The sequence below is a fragment of the Aeromonas sp. R9-2 genome, assembly GCF_040908025.1.
Classification (GTDB): domain Bacteria; phylum Pseudomonadota; class Gammaproteobacteria; order Enterobacterales; family Aeromonadaceae; genus Aeromonas; species Aeromonas veronii.
Genome location: NZ_JBFOCX010000034.1, coordinates 84,528 through 101,370, shown reverse-complemented (window position 1 = coordinate 101,370; position 16,843 = coordinate 84,528). Strand labels below are relative to the sequence as shown.

Sequence of the window (16,843 nt, the reverse complement as noted above, 5' to 3'; positions counted from 1 at the left end):
TGCTACCAGATCTTCACCCGCTTCTGGGGTGGCAGATAGAGCTTGTCCCCCGGCTGGATGTTGAATGCCTCGTAGAAGGCGGGAATGTTCGGCACCACGCCGTTGACCCGGTACTCGGGGGGCGAGTGGGGGTCGGAGCGCAGCAGCATCTGCATCAGCTCGGGGCGATACATCCCCTTCCACACCTGCGCCCAGCCGAGGAAGAAGCGCTGCTCGCCGGTAAAGCCATCCAGCACCGGCGCCTCCTTGCCATCGAGCGACAGCTCGTAGGCCTTGTGGGCGATGGTGAGGCCGCCCAGATCGCCGATGTTCTCCCCCAGGGTGAACTGGCCGTTGACGAACTGACCGTTGATCGGCTCGAAGCGGTTGTACTGGGCCACCAGACGGCTGGTGCGGAAGCGGAACTCCTTGAGATCCTGCGGTGTCCACCAGTCGCGCATCATGCCGTCGCCGTCGGATTTGGCCCCCTGATCATCAAAACCGTGGCCCATCTCGTGGCCGATCACCCCGCCGATGGCGCCGTAGTTGACCGCATCATCCGCCGTCATGTCGAAGAAGGGGGGCTGCAAAATGGCCGCTGGGAAGACGATCTCGTTGTTGCTCGGGTTGTAGTAGGCGTTCACCGTTTGCGGCGACATGTGCCACTCGTCCCGGTCGACCGGTTTGCCGAGGCGCGCCAGACTGTCTGCGTATTCAAAGGCTTGCGAGCGTTGCAGGTTGCCCACCAGATCATCCGGTTTGATGGCGATGGCGCTGTAATCCTTCCACTTGTCGGGGTAGCCGATCTTGGGGCGGAACTTGGCCAGCTTCTCGAGGGCCTGCGCCTTGGTCTCGGGCGACATCCAGTCGAGCTCCTTGATGCTCTGGCCGTAGGCGGTGCGCAGGTTCTCCACCTGCTGCTCCATCCGCTCCTTGGCCGCAGGCGGGAAGTAGCGGGCCACATAGAGCTGGCCGACCGCTTCACCCAGATGATCGTTCAGCACCCCGAGCGCCCGCTCCCAGCTGGCGCGCTGCTTGGGCGTGCCGCTCAATGTGGTGCCGTAGAAGGCAAAGTTGGCGCGGTCGGTCTCGCTGTCGAGATAGGGGGCGTAGTCGGTCAACAGTTGCCACTTGAGGTAGGCCTGCCAGTCGGCGATGGGGGTCTGGGCCATCACCTGATCCAGCGCGCTCAGATAGGTTGGCTGACCGATAATGAGCTCCGGCTGGCCAGCAATGCCCGCGGCATTGAGATAGGCCTGCCAGTCGAGATGGGGGGCGAGCCGTGCCAGTTCGCTGGCGGAGCGCTTGTTGTAGTTCTTCTCCCGATCCCGCAGGGCGACGTTGTCCCACTGGATGGTGGCGAGCCGGGTTTCGAGGGCAAGAATCCGTTTGGCCTTGCCGCTCGGGTCAGACTCACCGAGGCGGCTCAGCATGGCGGCGATATGCTGCTGGTACTTCTGGCGCAGGGCCTGACTCTCGGGATCCTGCTTGAGGTAGTAGTCCCGATCCGGCAGCCCCAATCCCCCCTGATAGAGGTAGACCGCATAGCGGTCGGGAGACTTGGCATCGGCGTCGATCCAGATGCCGAACGGCGCGCCGCCGCCCATGCGGCCCGACTGGGCAAAGGCGCGGGCCAGCGCAGCCTGATCATCGATCCGGTCGATATCGGCAAGCACCGGTGCCAGCGGGGTGAGCCCCTTGGCGTCACGGCCTGCCTGATCCAGATAGCTGGCGTAGAGATCGCGGATCTGCTGGGTCGGCGTGCCGGTGGCGGCCTCCTGCTTGGCCAGCCCCTCGACCAGCACCCGCACATCGGCGAGGGATTTGTCCCGCAGCATGTAGAAGGCGCCATCGGCGGGGCGATCGTCGGGGATCTTGGCGGTGGCGAGCCACTTGCCATTGACGTAGCGGAAGAAGTCATCGCCGGGTTTGACCTGGGTGTCCATATTGGCCAGCGCCAGCCCGGAGTGTTTGGGGGAGTCTTGCGGTACCTGACTGCAGCCAGCCAGCAGGGCCAGTCCAATCAGGCCGGCCAGTAAGCTTTTCTTATTGTTCATCTTGTTTGATTCCAATTCGGGTTGTTTGCTTCCCTGCCCATCTTCCTTGCTCCAACCGGTTGTGCGACCGCCTTGCGGCCAGCCTGGTGGAGAGGGCGGGCGAGCCTCACTCTAGCAGCAGGGTTGCAGCTTGATAAGCCCGACTCTGCTAAGATCGGCCGGTCCGTTTTGGGGAAGCCTATGATTTCTCATCTTTATTCTCGCTTTTGTCTGACTATGCCAGCGCCGGAAGGTTCCACCGGTCTGCTGGTGGCCTTCAGTGGCGGCCTCGACTCCACCCTGCTGCTGGTACTGGCGGCGCAGTATGCCCGCGAGCACGGCCTGCCACTTCGCGCCCTGCACGTGCACCACGGCCTCAGTTCCCATGCCGATGAGTGGGTCGCTCATTGTGAAGCCGTGTGTCAGCAATTGGCGGTGGAGCTGCTGGTCGAGCGGGTGACTCTGGCCCGTGGCAATGGCGAGAGTCTGGAGGCGCAGGCGCGCACCGCCCGTTACCAGCGGCTGACCGCCCGGATGCGGGAGGGGGAGTGGCTGCTCACCGCCCACCATCAGGACGATCAGCTGGAGACCCTGCTGCTGGCCCTCAAGCGCGGCGCCGGTCTGCGTGGACTGGCGGGGATCCTGCCAAGCCAGCCCTTTGCTGGCGGCCTGTTGCTGCGTCCGCTGCTCGATATGAGTCGCGCCGAGCTGGCCGAGGCGGCGGCGAGCCTCCCCTTTGGCTGGGTGGAGGATGAGAGCAATCTGGACGTGAGCTATGACCGCAACTTTTTGCGCCAGACGCTTATCCCCCAGCTCAAGGCGCGCTGGCCCGCCATGGCCCAGACCGCGGCACGCAGCATGGCCCTGTGCGCCGAGCAGGAGGCGCTGCTGGATGAGTTGGCCGAGAGCGACTGGCAGCTGGCGGGCGAGGGGGAAGCGCTCCATATCGGCCCGCTGCACGCCCTTTCTCCTACCCGGCGCAACAACCTGCTGCGCTACTGGATCCGCCGTCAGGGGGGGGAGATGCCATCCCGTGAGCAGCTTGCCCGGCTCTGGCAGGAGGTAGCGCTGGCGCGCGGCGATGCCAATCCCCAGCTCAACTGGGGACGCCAGAGCTGCCGCCGTTTTCAGGAGCGACTCTATCTGGTGAGCCCTGATCTACAACCCTGTCATCAGGTGTTGCCGGTCACAGTGGGCGAGCCGCTGACCCTGCCGGACGGGGTGGGCGAGCTGGTGGTGCGCATAGCGGAGCACGGCGAGGATCTGTTGCGTTCCCCCCGGCCGGACGAGCCCCTCTCGGTGCGTTTTCAGGTAGCGCCCGGGATCCCCCTCAAACCGGTGGGGCGAACTGGCAGTCGGCGGATGAAGAAGCTGCTGCAGGAGTATGGGGTGCCTTCGTGGCAGCGGGGGCGTATCCCCATCCTCTACTATGGCGAGCAGGCGGCGGCGGTGGTGGGGCTCTTTATCTGCGACGGTTTTATGGCGCAGGGGGCCGGGCTGGTCTGTCACTGGCAGGGGAGCGATGCAGCCCCGGTTCTGCCCGAGCAGGATCTTGCCTGAGGTGATCTCGGTGTGAGGGGGGATTAGCCCCAAAAAAGAAGCTCCGGTCACATGGCGCGCATGTGCCGGAGCAAAGAAGAGTTCGGGATTATTCGTTAGGGCTGGCCTTGCCTGCTTTCTTGCGGGCGTAGAGGTGACTGTCGGCCGCCTCGTAGAGGCTCGGCACATCGACCCCGGATTGCCAGCTGGCGGCGCCAAGGCTGCATCCGACCGAGAAGGTGCTGAGCTCCTTGTTGGTCATCAACATATGCTGCAGTCGCAGCCAGACCGGGCGCCACGCCTCGGGTTCGGCCGGTTGCAGCAGCAGGGCGAACTCATCACCCCCGAGCCGGAAGGCTTGATCCGTGCTGCGGATACACCCCTTGAGCAGCTGGGCGAATCGGCTCAGCACCAGATCCCCCACCGGATGGCCCCAGGTGTCATTGATCTGCTTGAAGCGATCGAGATCCAGCAGCACCAGCACCAGACCGTGGGGCTCGCGGCTGTGCTGCTCGATGGCGCGGCCGATGGCCTCGTCAAAGTAGGAGCGGTTGCCAAGGCCGGTCAGGTGATCGAGCCGGACCAGCTGATCCAGTTTTTCCAGCCGCAGATAGAGGGGCAGCAGCAGGCAGAGCAGCTGATGGTATTGCATCAGTACCCGTTGCTGGCTGCCGCTCAGCGGATGTTCCAGCTCGTAGTGGAGCTGGCCGAGCAGCTGGCCATGCTGACCGCGCAGCTCGAACGGATAGTTGTGCAGGTTGAGGGTGGCCAGCGGCGGGTGCTGGATCAGCACATGGGGCTGGCCACAATCGAGGTAGAGACCGTGGATCCTGACAATTCTTGCCGCACGATCGGCAAAAGTTGTCAGCAGACCGCCGAGATCGCTCTGCCCCAACAACTGCTCGAGCAACTGGTTGCGTTCAACGCTGGGCAACGGCGTGAGCCGCTCCATCTGGCGAACCCACTGCTCGATGCCATGGCTAAAGCCATTAAGTGACGACGTATTTTCCATGGTCTTCCACCTGTAACACCTGACTACTGTCTCCTCCCTGCAATTGGCATGCCCAATATATCTTTCCTGCCCGCCAGATCGGCTGACTAAGCTTAAGTCGATAAAAGGAGAGGGAAATTTGTACACCGACCTGTTGATCCTGCTGTTCGCCGCCGTCCTGCTGGTGGCAACTTTCCGGCGCCTCGGCTTGCCGGTCATCCTCGCCTACCTGATTGCCGGCGTCTTGCTCGGCCCCCACGGGCTGGCGGTGATCACCGGCCAGTCGATCATGCAGACCATTGCCGAGCTGGGGATCGTCTTTCTGATGTTCTCGCTGGGGCTGGAGTTCTCCCTGCCAAAATTGCTGGCGATGCGCCGGTTGGTGCTGGGGGTGGGGATGTTGCAGGTGCTGCTCACGTCACTGCTCTTCTTCGCCATCGGCTGGTGGTGGGGGCTGAGTCTGGCCCAGTCGCTGGTGGTGGCGGGGACGCTTGCTCTGTCGTCGACGGCAGTGGTGATCAAGCAGCTTGGCGAGCAGAAGCAGCTCCATACCCGCCGCGCCCAGCTGGGGGTGAGCGTGCTGCTGTTTCAGGATCTGGCAGTGGTGCCCCTGCTGGTGATGATCCCTATTCTCGCCCAGCCGGAAGTGCAGGGGAGTGCGCTGGCCGCCGAGATCGCCTGGGCCACCCTCAAGGGGCTGTTTGCTCTCTTCACTCTGCTGGCGGTGGGCAAGTGGTTTCTGCCGCTGCTGTTTCACGAGGTGGCGCGGGCCCGCTCCGACGAGTTGTTCGTGCTGAGCGCCCTGCTGGTGGCGCTGCTGGCCGCCTACATGACCCATTCGCTCGGGCTGTCGATGGCGCTGGGGGCATTTCTGGCGGGGATGATGCTGGGGGAGTCCCACTACCGTCATCAGCTTGAGGTAGACATCAAGCCCTTTCGCGACGTGTTGATGGGGCTCTTCTTTATCACCATCGGCATGGCCATGGACTGGGAACTGGTGGCGCGGGCTTGGTGGCAGGTGCTGATCTGCGTGGTGTTGCTGGTGCTGTGCAAATCCCTGCTGGTGCTGCTGGCTGGGCGGCTGATGGGGGAGCGCAAGCGCGACAGCATGGCCGCCGGCATCATGCTCAGTCAGGTGGGGGAGTTCGGCTTCGTGCTGCTGGCGCTGGCGCTCCACCACGGCTTGCTGGATCAGCAACTGGTCTCCCTGCTGATCGGCATCGGCATCATCTCCATCGCCATGACCCCCTGGCTGGTGACCCAGGCCCATTCGCTGGCCCGCAGCCTCACCGATCCGGCGCTGCTGACTCGCTCCGAGGTGGCACAGTCGGGCCTGAGCAAAAACCAGCATGTCATCATCGCCGGCTTTGGCCGGGCGGGGCAGACCTGTGCCCGCTTTCTCAAGATCGAGGAGATCCCCTTTCTGGCCCTAGACCTCGACCCCGAGCGGGTGAGCGAGGCCAAGCTGGCGGGGGAGCAGGTGGCCTTCGGCGATGCCAGCCGCCGCGATATTCTGCTGGCCGCCGGGTTGTTGCGGGCGCGGCTGGTGATCATCACCTTCGATGATCGCAAGCGGGTGGAGGCGATGCTGGCACTGATCCGCGAACTGGCGGGGGATCTCAAGGTGCTGGTACGTACCCGGGATGACAGTTTTCTGGAGCAGTACAAGCAGGCGGGGGCGTTTGAGGTGATCCCCGAATCCCAAGAGGGGGCCCTGATGCTGGTCTCCCACCTGCTGCTCAACTGCGATATCCCCATCGGTCGGGTGATCCGCCGGATGGAGCTGGAGCGCAGCAGCCAGTATCGCTTCCTGCACGGCTTCTACTGGGGGGATCAGAGTGCCAGTAATCTGGAGGCAGATCAGCTGCTCGAACGCCTCCATCCGCTTTTGCTGCACGATCAGGCGTGGGCGGTAGGCCGTGAAGTGCGCGAGTTGCCGCTTGATGAGGTGCGGATCAAGGAGGTGCAGCGCGGGGATCAGAGTCTGGAACCCAGACCCGAGCTGGTGCTGGCGGCCGGTGATCGGCTGATCCTGTTTGGTACCGTGGTGGCGATGGAGCAGGCGGAGCAGCGTTTGCTGGAGGGGCGCTGAGTCCCCTTGCACTCATCGGCCGCCCCCTTTACTCCCGCTCTTTTGGTAGCCCTTCGATATCGAGGAAGGCGACGACCCGCTCCCGCTCCCTCAGGGTGTCCTGATAGCCCAGCTTGATCAGCTGCTGACAATAACCCGGATAGAACATCAAAAAGCTGGCCAGACTGCTGGTCTCATCCCCCTTCACACCCAGCACCCGCAACAGGCGGCGCAACTTTAGCGGCAGTTTGCGCAGGTAGGCCAGTGCGATGGTGTCGAGATCCTGACTCGGTTTTAGCACGCAGGTCTCCACCCGTTTCAGCTTGAGGCGATTGCGCTCCCGCTCAGGGATAAGATCCAGAGTCTGGTTGATGCGCCACAGCCGCTCCAGATCGGAGTTGAGGGTGTCGGTAAAGACCGTATCGAGCAGATGGCTGGCAATATTGGAGCTGGTGAGATGGCCGTGATGATGGGTCGGCGCCGAGTGCGCTGGCGGATCCAGGGTGATCAGCAGGATCCGCTCTGCACCCAGATGGATGGCGGGGCTGAGCGGACTCAGCTGGTGGATGGAACCGTCGCCGTAGAACTTCTCGCCGATCCGGGTGGCTGGAAAGACAAAGGGGAGCGCCGAGGAGGCGAGCAGGTGTTCCGATGTAAGCACGGTGCGTACCCCGCGCCGTCTGGCCCGCTCCCACGGATGGTGGTCGGCCCGCCCCTGAAAGAAGGTGGTGGAGAGGCCGTCATCGTAATCGGACGCAGTGATGGCCAGCGCCTCCAGACTGCCGTAGAGGATGTTGTCATCAATGCGGTGATAGTCGATGAGTTGATCCAGCAGGCGGTGCAGCGGCGCGTTGTCAAAGAGGTGAAAGGCGTGGTTGGTGTGGGGATTGATCAGCCCCGCCGACCCCTCGTACATCAGCCGCCACAGCAGGCGCCCCGGGTGAAAATCGAAGATGTGGTGAGTCTCGAAGCGGCGCCAGACCCACTCCAGCTTGCGCACCCCCAGATGGAAGCAGGAGGCGTAGCAGGCCAGTGCGGTGACATTGATGGCCCCCGCCGAGGTGCCACACAGGATGGGAAAAGGGATGCCGAGATTGCGCGGGTAGAGCTCAGCAATCGCTTTGAGGGCTCCGACCTGATAGGCGGCGCGAGCACCGCCACCGGTGAGCAACAACGCTGTATTGGGTCTGGCCATATGCTGGCGCCTTATTGTGTGCTGACAAGAATGTTCCCACTGACAAATTAACTATAAGGCGCTGTATCAAATATAAAAACGGGCGCTTGCCCGTTTTTTTCATGGCCGCTTTTCAAAGGACCCGCTGGGGATTTCCCGGCCGTGCCAGCTGATCAAAGGCGGCGAATACCGGAGCGCTGGCGAGGATGCGACCGTGGCCCAGTCCCCGGGTGCTCACCAGCCGGGTATGACCATCCTGACTGGCCCGCAAGGAATCGCCGTGCGGGGCAAATCTGTCCTCCTCGTCGTGCACGATCATCGCCGCGCCGCTGCGACTGGCGAGTCGGCCCAGCGGATCGACCGTGCTCAAGGGGTGCTGGTACTCCTGCTCAATCTCCTTGACCACCGCATCGAACAGCCGGATGGAGTAGCCGGAGCGTGCCACCATACCGTAGAGCTGGGGCACATAGTCGAGCACCGGCGAAATCAACAGCAGCGGCAGGGTATCGATACCCGGCTGACGGCTGGAGAGGGTGACGGCGCCCCCCATGCTGTGGGCGATGACCCCGTGCAGCTGACCTACTTCGCTGGCCAGCTTGGTCGCCAGTTCGTCGAAGGCGCGTACGAAGCGGGGCAGGTGGCCAGTATTGCCTGCGCTCTGGCCGTGGGCCGGATGATCGTAGGCAATGGCGGTGAAACCCTGTGCGGCGATATGGCTCATCAGCGGATAGAACTGGCTGGCGCTGCCGGACCAGCCGTGCATCAGCAGCCACAGCGGCCCCTGACCGAGCCGATAGCTCATCAATACCCCTTCGCTGGTATGGACGGCCTGCTTCACCAGACCGGCAGGTTCGTGGCCACCCCGCTGGTTGCGCTGGGGGGTGAGCAGCAACTTGCTAGCGGTACGCTTGGCATGGGTGGGGGCGAGTCTGTGGTGCAACCGGGTGCCGATCCCCAGCAGCCATTTGCTCGGGCTGAAGCGGCGGGTGTTGAAGTAGATCTTGCTGCTCATGGTCATCCTGTGGTTTTTGTGTGCGAACGGTCGTGCTTTTTTATCGGTTTTTAAAAAGTCGTGTTGAACGGATGCCAAAACATCAGCGCCAGCTGCTCAGCAGAGCGTCCACTTCGGGCCAGAAGTGGCGGGCCGGATCCTGACACAGTTCGAGGTCGTTGAACACCTGATCCGCCAGATAGAGGCCATAGAGGCGGTAAACGGCGCGCCAGGGATCCATCTCCTGTCGCCACTCGCCTGCGGCCTGACCCTGCACCACCTGACGGGCCAGATAGTCGAGCCAGAAGCGCACCAGTTGCCGGGCGGCTTGTTGCACAGGGCTCTCTTGCTCATGGCCATCCTGCACCGAGGTCCAGGCATCGAGGAACATGCAGCGTCCGGCGAAGCAGTGGTTCCACGCCTGCCAGGCGCGCAGCAGGGCGATCAGCTTGTCGTGCTGGCTCTGGTGCTCCTGCTGGCGTACCGGCTGGATCACCCGCAGCCGGAACACCTCGGCGGCGTACTCCAGCACGGCGATCTGCAGATTGTCGCGGGATTGAAAGTGGGCAAACAGGCCGCTTTTGGACATCTCGCAGGCGCTGGCCAGCGAGCCGATGGTCAGGCTCTCCAGCCCTTGCTGGCTCGCCTGCTCAAAGGCAGTCTGCAAAATGGTTTCCCGGGTCAGGCGCCCCTTGCTCATCACTCTCTCCTCGTTGGCGCTGGCAGCATAAAGTACGATCGTGCTAATTGTCGAGCAACAAATAGCCAGCATGGCTGGCTATGTCGTCTCGCGCGTGTCACTGCGCGCGGGGTTCAGCTCTCCTTGATATCGAGCTGTTGCAGGGCGATAACCGCCTGAGTGCGGTTCTTGACGCCCAGTTTTCTGAAGATGGCGGTGATATGGGCCTTGATGGTGGCCTCGGAGACGTTGAGCTCCCAGGCGATCTGCTTGTTGAGGCTGCCATCGCGCAGCATGATCAGCACCTTGTATTGCTGGGGGGTGAGGCTGGCCAGCTTGCTGGCGAAATCGGGGCCGTCTTCCGATTCAGGATGGAGCGAGATGCCTTCCGGCACCCAGTTATCCCCCCCGATCACCGTATTGAGGGCATTGACCAGCTCCTTCATCGGCACCGACTTGGGAATGAAGCCGAGCGCCCCGAGCCGCAGCACCTGCTGGATGATGGCCGCATCTTCCGAGGCGGAGACCACCACGATGGGCAGGTCGGGATACTGGCCGCGCAGGTGGGCCAGCCCCTCGAAGCCGTTGGCCCCCGGCATCTTGAGATCGAGCAGCAACAGGTCAACTTCGGGGTGCTCGCCGAGCAGGCTGGTCAGGCTGTCGATGGAGTCCGCTTCCAGCAATTGAGCGTCGTTGATGGCCATGTGCACCGCTTGGTAAAGGGCGCCCCGAAACAGGGGGTGGTCATCTGCGATGACGATGGTAAATTGGCTGTCCATATTTCGGTTAATGGCTCACATTGTTGCTAACTGATTGTTTTGAAAAATCAAACTAGCATCGCTCACCAAGAGGGTCAAACCCGCCGGTGCGCAAATGTGAAGCGACCATCGGATGTTTTGCCATCAGGGCAGATCGGCCGGTCGCTGGCAACTCATGCAGGAGGCAACAGATGGGATCCTTGGTATTGGCGGTGGGCACCGGCTCCACCTGGGCGATGCGGGCGGCACTGGTGCTCGCCATTAGCGGGTTGACGTGGCAGGAGCAGGTGTTCGATCTGGAGGATGCCAAGTCGCTGGCGCGGCTCAAGCGGCTGGCACCGGCCGGTCTGGTGCCCTGGCTCGAACACGACGGCGTGCGGGTTCACGACTCGCTGGCCATCGCCGAATATGTTCACGAGCTCTGTCCCGACCGTCAGCTCTATCCGGTTTTGCTGGCCGAGCGGGCACTGGCTCGCAGCCTCTGCGCCGAGCTACATGCGGGATTTCGGCAGATCCGTTCTCTGCTCCCCTTCTTTCTTGGTGCGCCAACCCGTATCGATCCCCCGGTGGAAGCGGTCGGTGAGCTGGCCCGTTTGCAGGAGATCTGGTCGCAGGCGCGGGGCCCCTTCTACTTTGGCGAGGCGGGCATTGTCGATGCTTTCTATGCGGTGATGGCCTATCGGCTGGCCAGCTACGGCATCCTGTTGCCCGGTCAGGCCGGAGCCTATCAGCAGGCGCTGCTGGCCTGGCCCCTGTGGCAAGAGATGTTGCTCAAGGCGCGCTTGCAGTGGCCGGTGGCAGCGCGCCAGTCACAGTGAACCGTGGCAGATAGATAAACGAGAGAGGGGAGCCAGTGGCTCCCCTCTCTGCTGCTGGTGAATGTGGCTCAAGTGTTACTTCTGCCGGCCGGCAAAGACCACCACCACCTTGTCATCCCCCTTCTCCCGCACAAAGGCGTAGGGGGCATCCGAGAGTTTTTGGTGGCTGCCTGCCGCAATGGCCGGATGGGCGGCGCGGAACTGGCCCAGTTGCTGCCAGTGCTTGACCAGCTCGGCCTTGTCTCCGCTGGCCAGCTCCTGCCAGTTCATGTCCGAGCGCAGCGCCTGATCGAACACCCCGCCATCTTTGGCGAGCCCCCGGCCGGACTCGTCGCCGTAGTAGAGCTGGATGCCGCCCGGCAGCAGCATAAAGCTGTTGGCGACCCGGCGCTGTAGCGGCACATCCTGATAGTCTCCAAAGAACAGCTTGGTGTCGTGGGAGCTGATGTAGCTCAACACGTTGAACTCGGGATCCTGATTGATGCGGCTGGCGTAGCTGGCATAGGTGGGCTCGGCGCTGGCCATGCACTGGGCCTGGGGCAGGGCGAACTCGCGCTGATAGTCGAAGTTGATCAGGGAGTCGAAACCGTTCTGATACCAGAAATCCTTGGCCACCCCGTGATCCCACACCTCACCCACCATGTAGAAGGGCAGATCGTCGAGGGCCTTGCTCGGGTTGTTGGTCTTCCACTCCTTGAGTGCAGCGGTGCCCGCCTGCTTGAGCTTGGCCCACACTTCGGGCTCCAAATGCTTGACGGTGTCGGCGCGGAAGCCGTCGATACCAAAGCGGCGCACCCAGTCGGTGTGCCAGGCGATGAGATAGTCACTCACGGTAGCATCGGGCAGCGCCTTGGCGAGGGTGTCTTTTTTCGCGGCCAGCAACGGCGGCAGCCCTACCGGTTTGGTCGATTCGGTCAGAAAGTCCGGCAGCCCCGCCACCGAGCCGGTGACATCGTCGGTGCCGGGCTGCGGGTAGCCGGGCAGACCGGCGCGCACCCAGTCACCGCTCCACCACTTGTTCCACGCGGATGATTGATAGTTGATGAACTGGTTGTAGCCATGCCAGTTGAGGCCGCCGCTCGGTCGCCACTGGTTCCAGACGGTCGGCAGTTTGCCGCTGTTCTGGGTCAGTTCGGTGAGCCCCAGATCTTGCAGATCGGCGAGGGTGGCATAACCGGCGTGGTTCATCACCACGTCGAGGATGATCCGCATGCCGCGTTTGTGGGCCTCATCCACCAGGGTTTTCAGACTATCTTCATCGCCGTAGTTGGGGTCAATCTTGGTGAAGTCGAGCGCCCAGTAGCCGTGGTAGGCGTAGAAGGGGAAGTTGCCCTGCTCGCCGCCACCAATGAAGCCGTGAACCTGCTCCACCATGGGGGTGATCCAGATGGCGTTCATGCCGAGGCTCTTGATGTAGTCGAGCTTCTCGGTCAGCCCCTTGAAGTCACCGCCATGCCAGGTGGCTACCTCATCCTGACCATCCTTCTGGCGGCCGAAGCTGTGGTCGTTGGCGGTGTCGCCGTTGTTGAAGCGGTCGGTCAGCAGAAAATAGACGCTCGCCTGATCCCAGCTGAACGGTGCTGGCTTGGCTGCCTTGACCGGCTCGAGCAGCAGCAGGCCGCCGCTCTCTTTGCTCGGGGTCAGGGTCAGCTTGCCCTGTTTGACCACTGCCTCCTGTTTCGAGTAGGCATCCCGCAGTCGGGTGCCGTCGGGCCAGACCCCTTTGAGCGACACCGTGACCGGGCCGCCATCCCAGTTGATGCAGGGCTCTTGTGGTGGCTGGCGTTTGAATTCGCTCTTCTTGGTCGCCCGCAACACCTTGAGGCTCGGGGTATCCGGGTTGAAGCTGAACTGATACTCCCCCGCCAGCATCACCCGCAGGGTAAAGCTCTGCTCCTTGCTGCATTTGTCCATCGGCTGGGCGGTGCCGAAGAGGAGTGGCTTGCTCTCGCTCGGGCCAAAGCTGGTGCCGCAACTGTTGTCTGCGTCGCTGATGCGGATCTGGTGGCTCCCCTTGGCAAGAGGGTGAGTCAGCTCCACCGTGCCCTTGTCCAGCGCGATCGGTGCCGCTACCGGTTGACCATCCACATAGAGGCGAACCTCGGGGGCGGCCATCGCCTGTTGGGTGAACAGAGGGGCGGCCAGCAGGGCGAGCCAGAGAGGGGATAAGTAATGAGCACGACGCATAAGCCATTCCTTGAGCAAGGCAGTTCGGACAAGGGCCCATTCTAGGAGCAGCAAAGCGCGCCTTGGATCAGCAAAACGCCGATTTGTGACATCAGTTCAAATGGTTACGTTTTCAAGACGAGGAAAGTGTGACGGAGAGGAGAGGGACGCTCTGTCGATAAAAATAGCGGCCATAAAAAAATGCCGGTCAGGTGACCGGCATTTGGTGTGTCAGGCATCGTCGTCACATCAGACGGTGAAGAACTTGAAGTTGACGAAGGCCACCGCGATGAAGGAGGCAACCATGCCGCTGATGCAGAGCACTGCTGGGCGGATAGCGGGCCAGCGATGGGTCAGCAGAATGATGGCCAGCAGGGTCGGGTAGAGCCCGAACATATAGCGCGGCATGGCGTTGAGGCCGGTCATCAGCGGGATGGTGCAGCAGATGAACATCAGGGTCGCTTCCGCCCAGCGCTTCTGGCTGAACAGGTAACCGTTCAGGCACCAGCCGAAGATCACCATGATGGAGAGGTAAGCCTTGCGGCCGCCCAGCTCGAAACCGCTCAGCCACCAGTCCAGCGGGCTGTCCATGTAGCGACCCCAGGCCACCTGAATGTGCTTGAAGGCAAAGGCATCACCGGTCAGGTGATAGAGGTAGACCATGTAGGCAAACAGGCCAAACGGGATCATCCAGAGGGTGAACACCACCTTGAAGGCGCGCTCGGTGAAGCGGAAAAATTCCCGCCAGCCGTAGGCTTGCAGCGCCAGGATCAGCACCGGGAAGACCATCATTACCCCCAGGTTGCGGGTGGCGGAGATACAGACCCCCAGCACGGCCACCATCAACCACTGCTCCCGATAGGCGAACAGGAACATCCCCAGCATCAGCGCCATAAAGGTCGACTCGGTATAACCGGAGACGAAGTAGGCGGAGAAGGGGGAGAAGGCGAGCAGCCAGACGCCGAAGCGGGCGGTATCGTCCCCCAGCTTGAGCTGACGCAACACCAGCAGCATCAGCGGCAGGCTGGCGAAGAAGGAGATATTGGTAACAATGATGAGGCCGATCAGGCTCTCGACATTGAACAGGTTGGAGATGGCACCGGAGACCATCGGGTAGAGCGGCATAAAGGCCCAGTTGGCCGCATTGCCCTTGCTCAGCCAGCGCGGGTAGAGGTCGTAGCCGTTTTCGATGATGCGCTGGAACCAGACGCAGTCGAACTGACAATAGGCCTGCAGCGGGCCGATGTCGGGGGAGCCATAGAGCTGGACCCCGAAGTAGCCCATGCCATACAGCGCCACCCGGCTCAGCATGAAGGCGGCGATGATCATCAGCCAGTCACGACCGCTGATGCGCAGTGACGGGCGATAGGGGAGTGCAGCCCCGGTGAGCGGGGCAGTATTGGTCATATCATTCATCAGGCAAAAACCCAGACGCGAGAGAGAACGTAAGTGAGGACGGTAACGGTCAGGGTGGCGATGACCACCGGCAGCAGACCGGAGAGCCCCGCAAACAGCAGGCCGCTCAGGATCAGGTTACGCACCGCCAGCGAGAAGAGGGCAACCAGCAGAAACTTGCTGGCGGCTCCCTGCTTCTGGAAGGTGATGTAGCGGTGACCAAAGAAGGAGAACCAGAACGCGATGGCAAAAGCCAACGTGGTAACCAGGTGCTCCGAGATGGTGGGCCAGGTATGAAACAGTGCGATGGAGGTGCCAAGGTCGACGAGGGTAGCTCCCCCGCCGACAAAACCGAAACGTACCAGCCGCCAGAATTCCTCGCGGGAGATCATTGAGGCGCTTGCTCCTGCTGCTCTTGCTGGTTGCTGTCAGCGCTCTGCGGTTTGGCCGCATCCTGCTTGGCATACTGGCCATAGACCCCTTCAATGAGGTAGACCGGGCGCTGTTTCACTTCCACGAACATGCGGCCGATGTACTCGCCTATGATGCCGAGCGACAGCAGCTGGATACCGCCGAGGAACAGCACTACGGACATCAAGGAGGCGTAACCGGGCACGTCGATGCCGAAGAAGATCACCTGGGTGATGATTTTCAGGATATAGAGGAAGGCAACCAGCGAGACGCTGACCCCCACATAGCTCCAGACCCGCAGCGGCCAGCTGGAGAAGCTGAGCAGACCGTCGAGGGCGAAGTTCCACAGTTTCCAGTAGTTGAACTTGGTTTCACCGGCGTGACGGGCAGGGCGCTCGTAGGGGACGCCAACGGCACGGAAACCGGCCCAGGCAAACAGACCCTTCATGAAGCGGTTGCGCTCCGGCAGCAGCTTGATCGCCTCGACCACGCGACGGTCGATCAGGCGGAAGTCACCGGCGTTCTCCGGCAGCTTGGTGCTGGTGGAGAGGGCGTTGAAGAAGCGGTAGAAGCCACCGGCAGTCAGGCGCTTCATCGGGGTATCGGCACTGCGATCGACGCGGATGCCGTAGACGGTGTCATAGTCACCGGTCTGCCACAGTTTGACGAACTCCAGGATCAGGGCGGGCGGGTCTTGCAGATCCACGTCCATCGGCACGATGGCATCCCCTTTGGCCTGATGCAGACCGGCGGTCAGGGCGGCTTCTTTACCGAAGTTGCGTGCCAGGTTGACCAGGGTCACGCGCGGATCACGGGCGATGGCCTGCTCGACCACTTCGCGGGTGCGGTCACGGCTGCCATCGTTGACGAATACAATTTCAAGCTGGTCTTTCAGCGGGGCCAGTTCGTTGTCTATCGCGTTGATGAAGGCATCGATGCTCTCTTCCTCGTTGTAAACGGGAACGACCAGAGAGAGTCGAAAATCTGGATGCGACATAAGAACGTCCTTATTTGGGATAGTTGTTTTTATAAAATAGTATTCGGGGCAAGGATCACTGGGCTACGGTCAAACGTACCGACTGCACATTGATGGGAGTAGGTGCCGAGAGCGCCAGAAAATTGGGGCGCTTGGGATCTGCCGTGAGCGAGTCACCGGGCAGACTGAGGCGGATTTCGTTGATGCCCGCTTTGGCCAGTTTCACCGTGGTGGTGAAGTCGTGACCCAGCGCCACTTTCAACAGGGCACCGGCTTCCGGGCTGTTGATGCGGGCCTGTACGGTAAGCTGATCCGGATTGGCCGCCTGCTTGGGCAGCACAAAATAGAGGCCACCCTGACCGCTAAGCAGGGTACCTTCGTCGCTCGGCTTCTTGGCCCAGCCTTCGCTGGAGAGGAAGCGGCTCGGTTTGGTCAGATTGAGCTCGTTACCCGGCTGATAGGTCATGCTGGAGTTGTGTTCCCAGAAGCGAGTCTTGCCTTCCAGATAATAGAGTTTGTAGGCCAGGCTCACGTTGGGGTGAGCAGCCAGATAGAGGGTGTAAAGATAAAAACCGCTTAACGCCAGAATGGCAGTCAAAAAACCGAACTTTTTGTACGTCATATCACTCTCTATGCCTGACAGAATGGGTAGGCCTATGTCGCGCATATGCTAATCCAATTGCAAAAAAAGCATAGTGGATCACAAAAAAATATTTGGTCACATATTAACCCCTTTTTACCCCTGTTCCAAACGTTGCTGTTTCCCGGTTAAACAGGCCTGGCGGGGCACAGGTTGCCAGTGGCGCTCCGGCAGGGCATTTGGCAAATAGAAGCGCTTTGCTGCGTCATTTTCTAGCGG

Annotated in this window: 14 protein-coding genes; 3 read left to right on the top strand and 11 right to left on the bottom strand. The window is 61.8% G+C overall.

Features of this window, described 5'->3' with window-relative positions:
* Nucleotides 1-2 precede the first annotated feature (2 nt).
* Nucleotides 3-2,036 carry a M13 family metallopeptidase gene (locus AB5Y71_RS18785; protein ID WP_368172209.1) on the bottom strand — a complete coding sequence of 678 codons (2,034 nt, stop codon included), beginning with the start codon at nt 2,034-2,036 and terminating at the stop codon, nt 3-5.
* Nucleotides 2,037-2,216: 180 nt separating this feature from the next.
* Here AB5Y71_RS18785 and tilS point away from each other — a divergent pair, with 180 nt between their 5' ends.
* Nucleotides 2,217-3,575 (top strand): tRNA lysidine(34) synthetase TilS, encoded by a 1,359-nt coding sequence (tilS, locus tag AB5Y71_RS18780; protein ID WP_368172208.1) that lies wholly within the window; start codon nt 2,217-2,219, stop codon nt 3,573-3,575.
* Nucleotides 3,576-3,663: 88 nt separating this feature from the next.
* Here tilS and AB5Y71_RS18775 read toward each other — a convergent pair whose 3' ends face one another.
* Complete coding sequence (locus tag AB5Y71_RS18775; protein ID WP_005347848.1) at nt 3,664-4,566, bottom strand: GGDEF domain-containing protein; 903 nt, start codon at nt 4,564-4,566, stop codon at nt 3,664-3,666.
* A gap of 118 nt (nt 4,567-4,684) precedes the next feature.
* On the opposite strand from AB5Y71_RS18775, the gene AB5Y71_RS18770 reads away from it, so the two are divergent.
* Nucleotides 4,685-6,637 (top strand): monovalent cation:proton antiporter family protein, encoded by a 1,953-nt coding sequence (locus tag AB5Y71_RS18770; protein WP_201947426.1) that lies wholly within the window; start codon nt 4,685-4,687, stop codon nt 6,635-6,637.
* 28 nt (nt 6,638-6,665) lie between these two features.
* On the opposite strand, the gene AB5Y71_RS18765 is transcribed toward AB5Y71_RS18770, so the two are convergent.
* The 4 genes from AB5Y71_RS18765 to AB5Y71_RS18750 form a co-directional block, all read right to left on the bottom strand.
* Entirely contained in the window at nt 6,666-7,811 is a 1,146-nt protein-coding gene (locus AB5Y71_RS18765; protein ID WP_005347843.1) for a patatin-like phospholipase family protein, read from the bottom strand.
* A gap of 112 nt (nt 7,812-7,923) precedes the next feature.
* On the bottom strand, nt 7,924-8,802 hold the full coding sequence (locus AB5Y71_RS18760; RefSeq protein ID WP_201947428.1) for an alpha/beta hydrolase: 879 nt from the start codon (nt 8,800-8,802) through the stop codon (nt 7,924-7,926).
* 82 nt (nt 8,803-8,884) lie between these two features.
* Complete coding sequence (locus tag AB5Y71_RS18755) at nt 8,885-9,481, bottom strand: TetR/AcrR family transcriptional regulator (protein ID WP_058059041.1); 597 nt, start codon at nt 9,479-9,481, stop codon at nt 8,885-8,887.
* Between the two features lie 113 nt (nt 9,482-9,594).
* Entirely contained in the window at nt 9,595-10,239 is a 645-nt protein-coding gene (locus tag AB5Y71_RS18750; RefSeq protein WP_005338467.1) for a response regulator transcription factor, read from the bottom strand.
* A gap of 170 nt (nt 10,240-10,409) precedes the next feature.
* On the opposite strand from AB5Y71_RS18750, the gene AB5Y71_RS18745 reads away from it, so the two are divergent.
* Entirely contained in the window at nt 10,410-11,036 is a 627-nt protein-coding gene (locus AB5Y71_RS18745; RefSeq protein WP_128836269.1) for a glutathione S-transferase, read from the top strand.
* A 75-nt stretch (nt 11,037-11,111) separates the two neighbouring features.
* On the opposite strand, the gene AB5Y71_RS18740 is transcribed toward AB5Y71_RS18745, so the two are convergent.
* The 5 genes from AB5Y71_RS18740 to AB5Y71_RS18720 all read right to left on the bottom strand — a co-directional run bounded on the left by AB5Y71_RS18740 (nt 11,112) and on the right by AB5Y71_RS18720 (nt 16,606).
* Entirely contained in the window at nt 11,112-13,223 is a 2,112-nt protein-coding gene (locus AB5Y71_RS18740; RefSeq protein ID WP_106842415.1) for an alpha-amylase, read from the bottom strand.
* Nucleotides 13,224-13,451: 228 nt separating this feature from the next.
* A complete protein-coding gene (locus AB5Y71_RS18735; RefSeq protein ID WP_005338464.1) occupies nt 13,452-14,618 on the bottom strand; it encodes a hypothetical protein in 1,167 nt (388 codons plus the stop codon).
* Nucleotides 14,618-14,989 carry a GtrA family protein gene (locus AB5Y71_RS18730; protein WP_005338463.1) on the bottom strand — a complete coding sequence of 124 codons (372 nt, stop codon included), beginning with the start codon at nt 14,987-14,989 and terminating at the stop codon, nt 14,618-14,620. The genes AB5Y71_RS18735 and AB5Y71_RS18730 overlap by 1 nt, the downstream gene beginning before the upstream one ends.
* On the bottom strand, nt 14,986-16,005 hold the full coding sequence (locus AB5Y71_RS18725) for a glycosyltransferase family 2 protein (RefSeq protein WP_088869916.1): 1,020 nt from the start codon (nt 16,003-16,005) through the stop codon (nt 14,986-14,988). Before AB5Y71_RS18725 ends, AB5Y71_RS18730 begins: the two co-directional genes overlap by 4 nt.
* A 55-nt stretch (nt 16,006-16,060) precedes the next feature.
* Nucleotides 16,061-16,606: a hypothetical protein gene (locus AB5Y71_RS18720; protein ID WP_041202288.1), complete on the bottom strand. Its 546-nt coding sequence runs from the start codon at nt 16,604-16,606 to the stop codon at nt 16,061-16,063.
* Between the last annotated feature and the right edge of the window lie 237 nt (nt 16,607-16,843).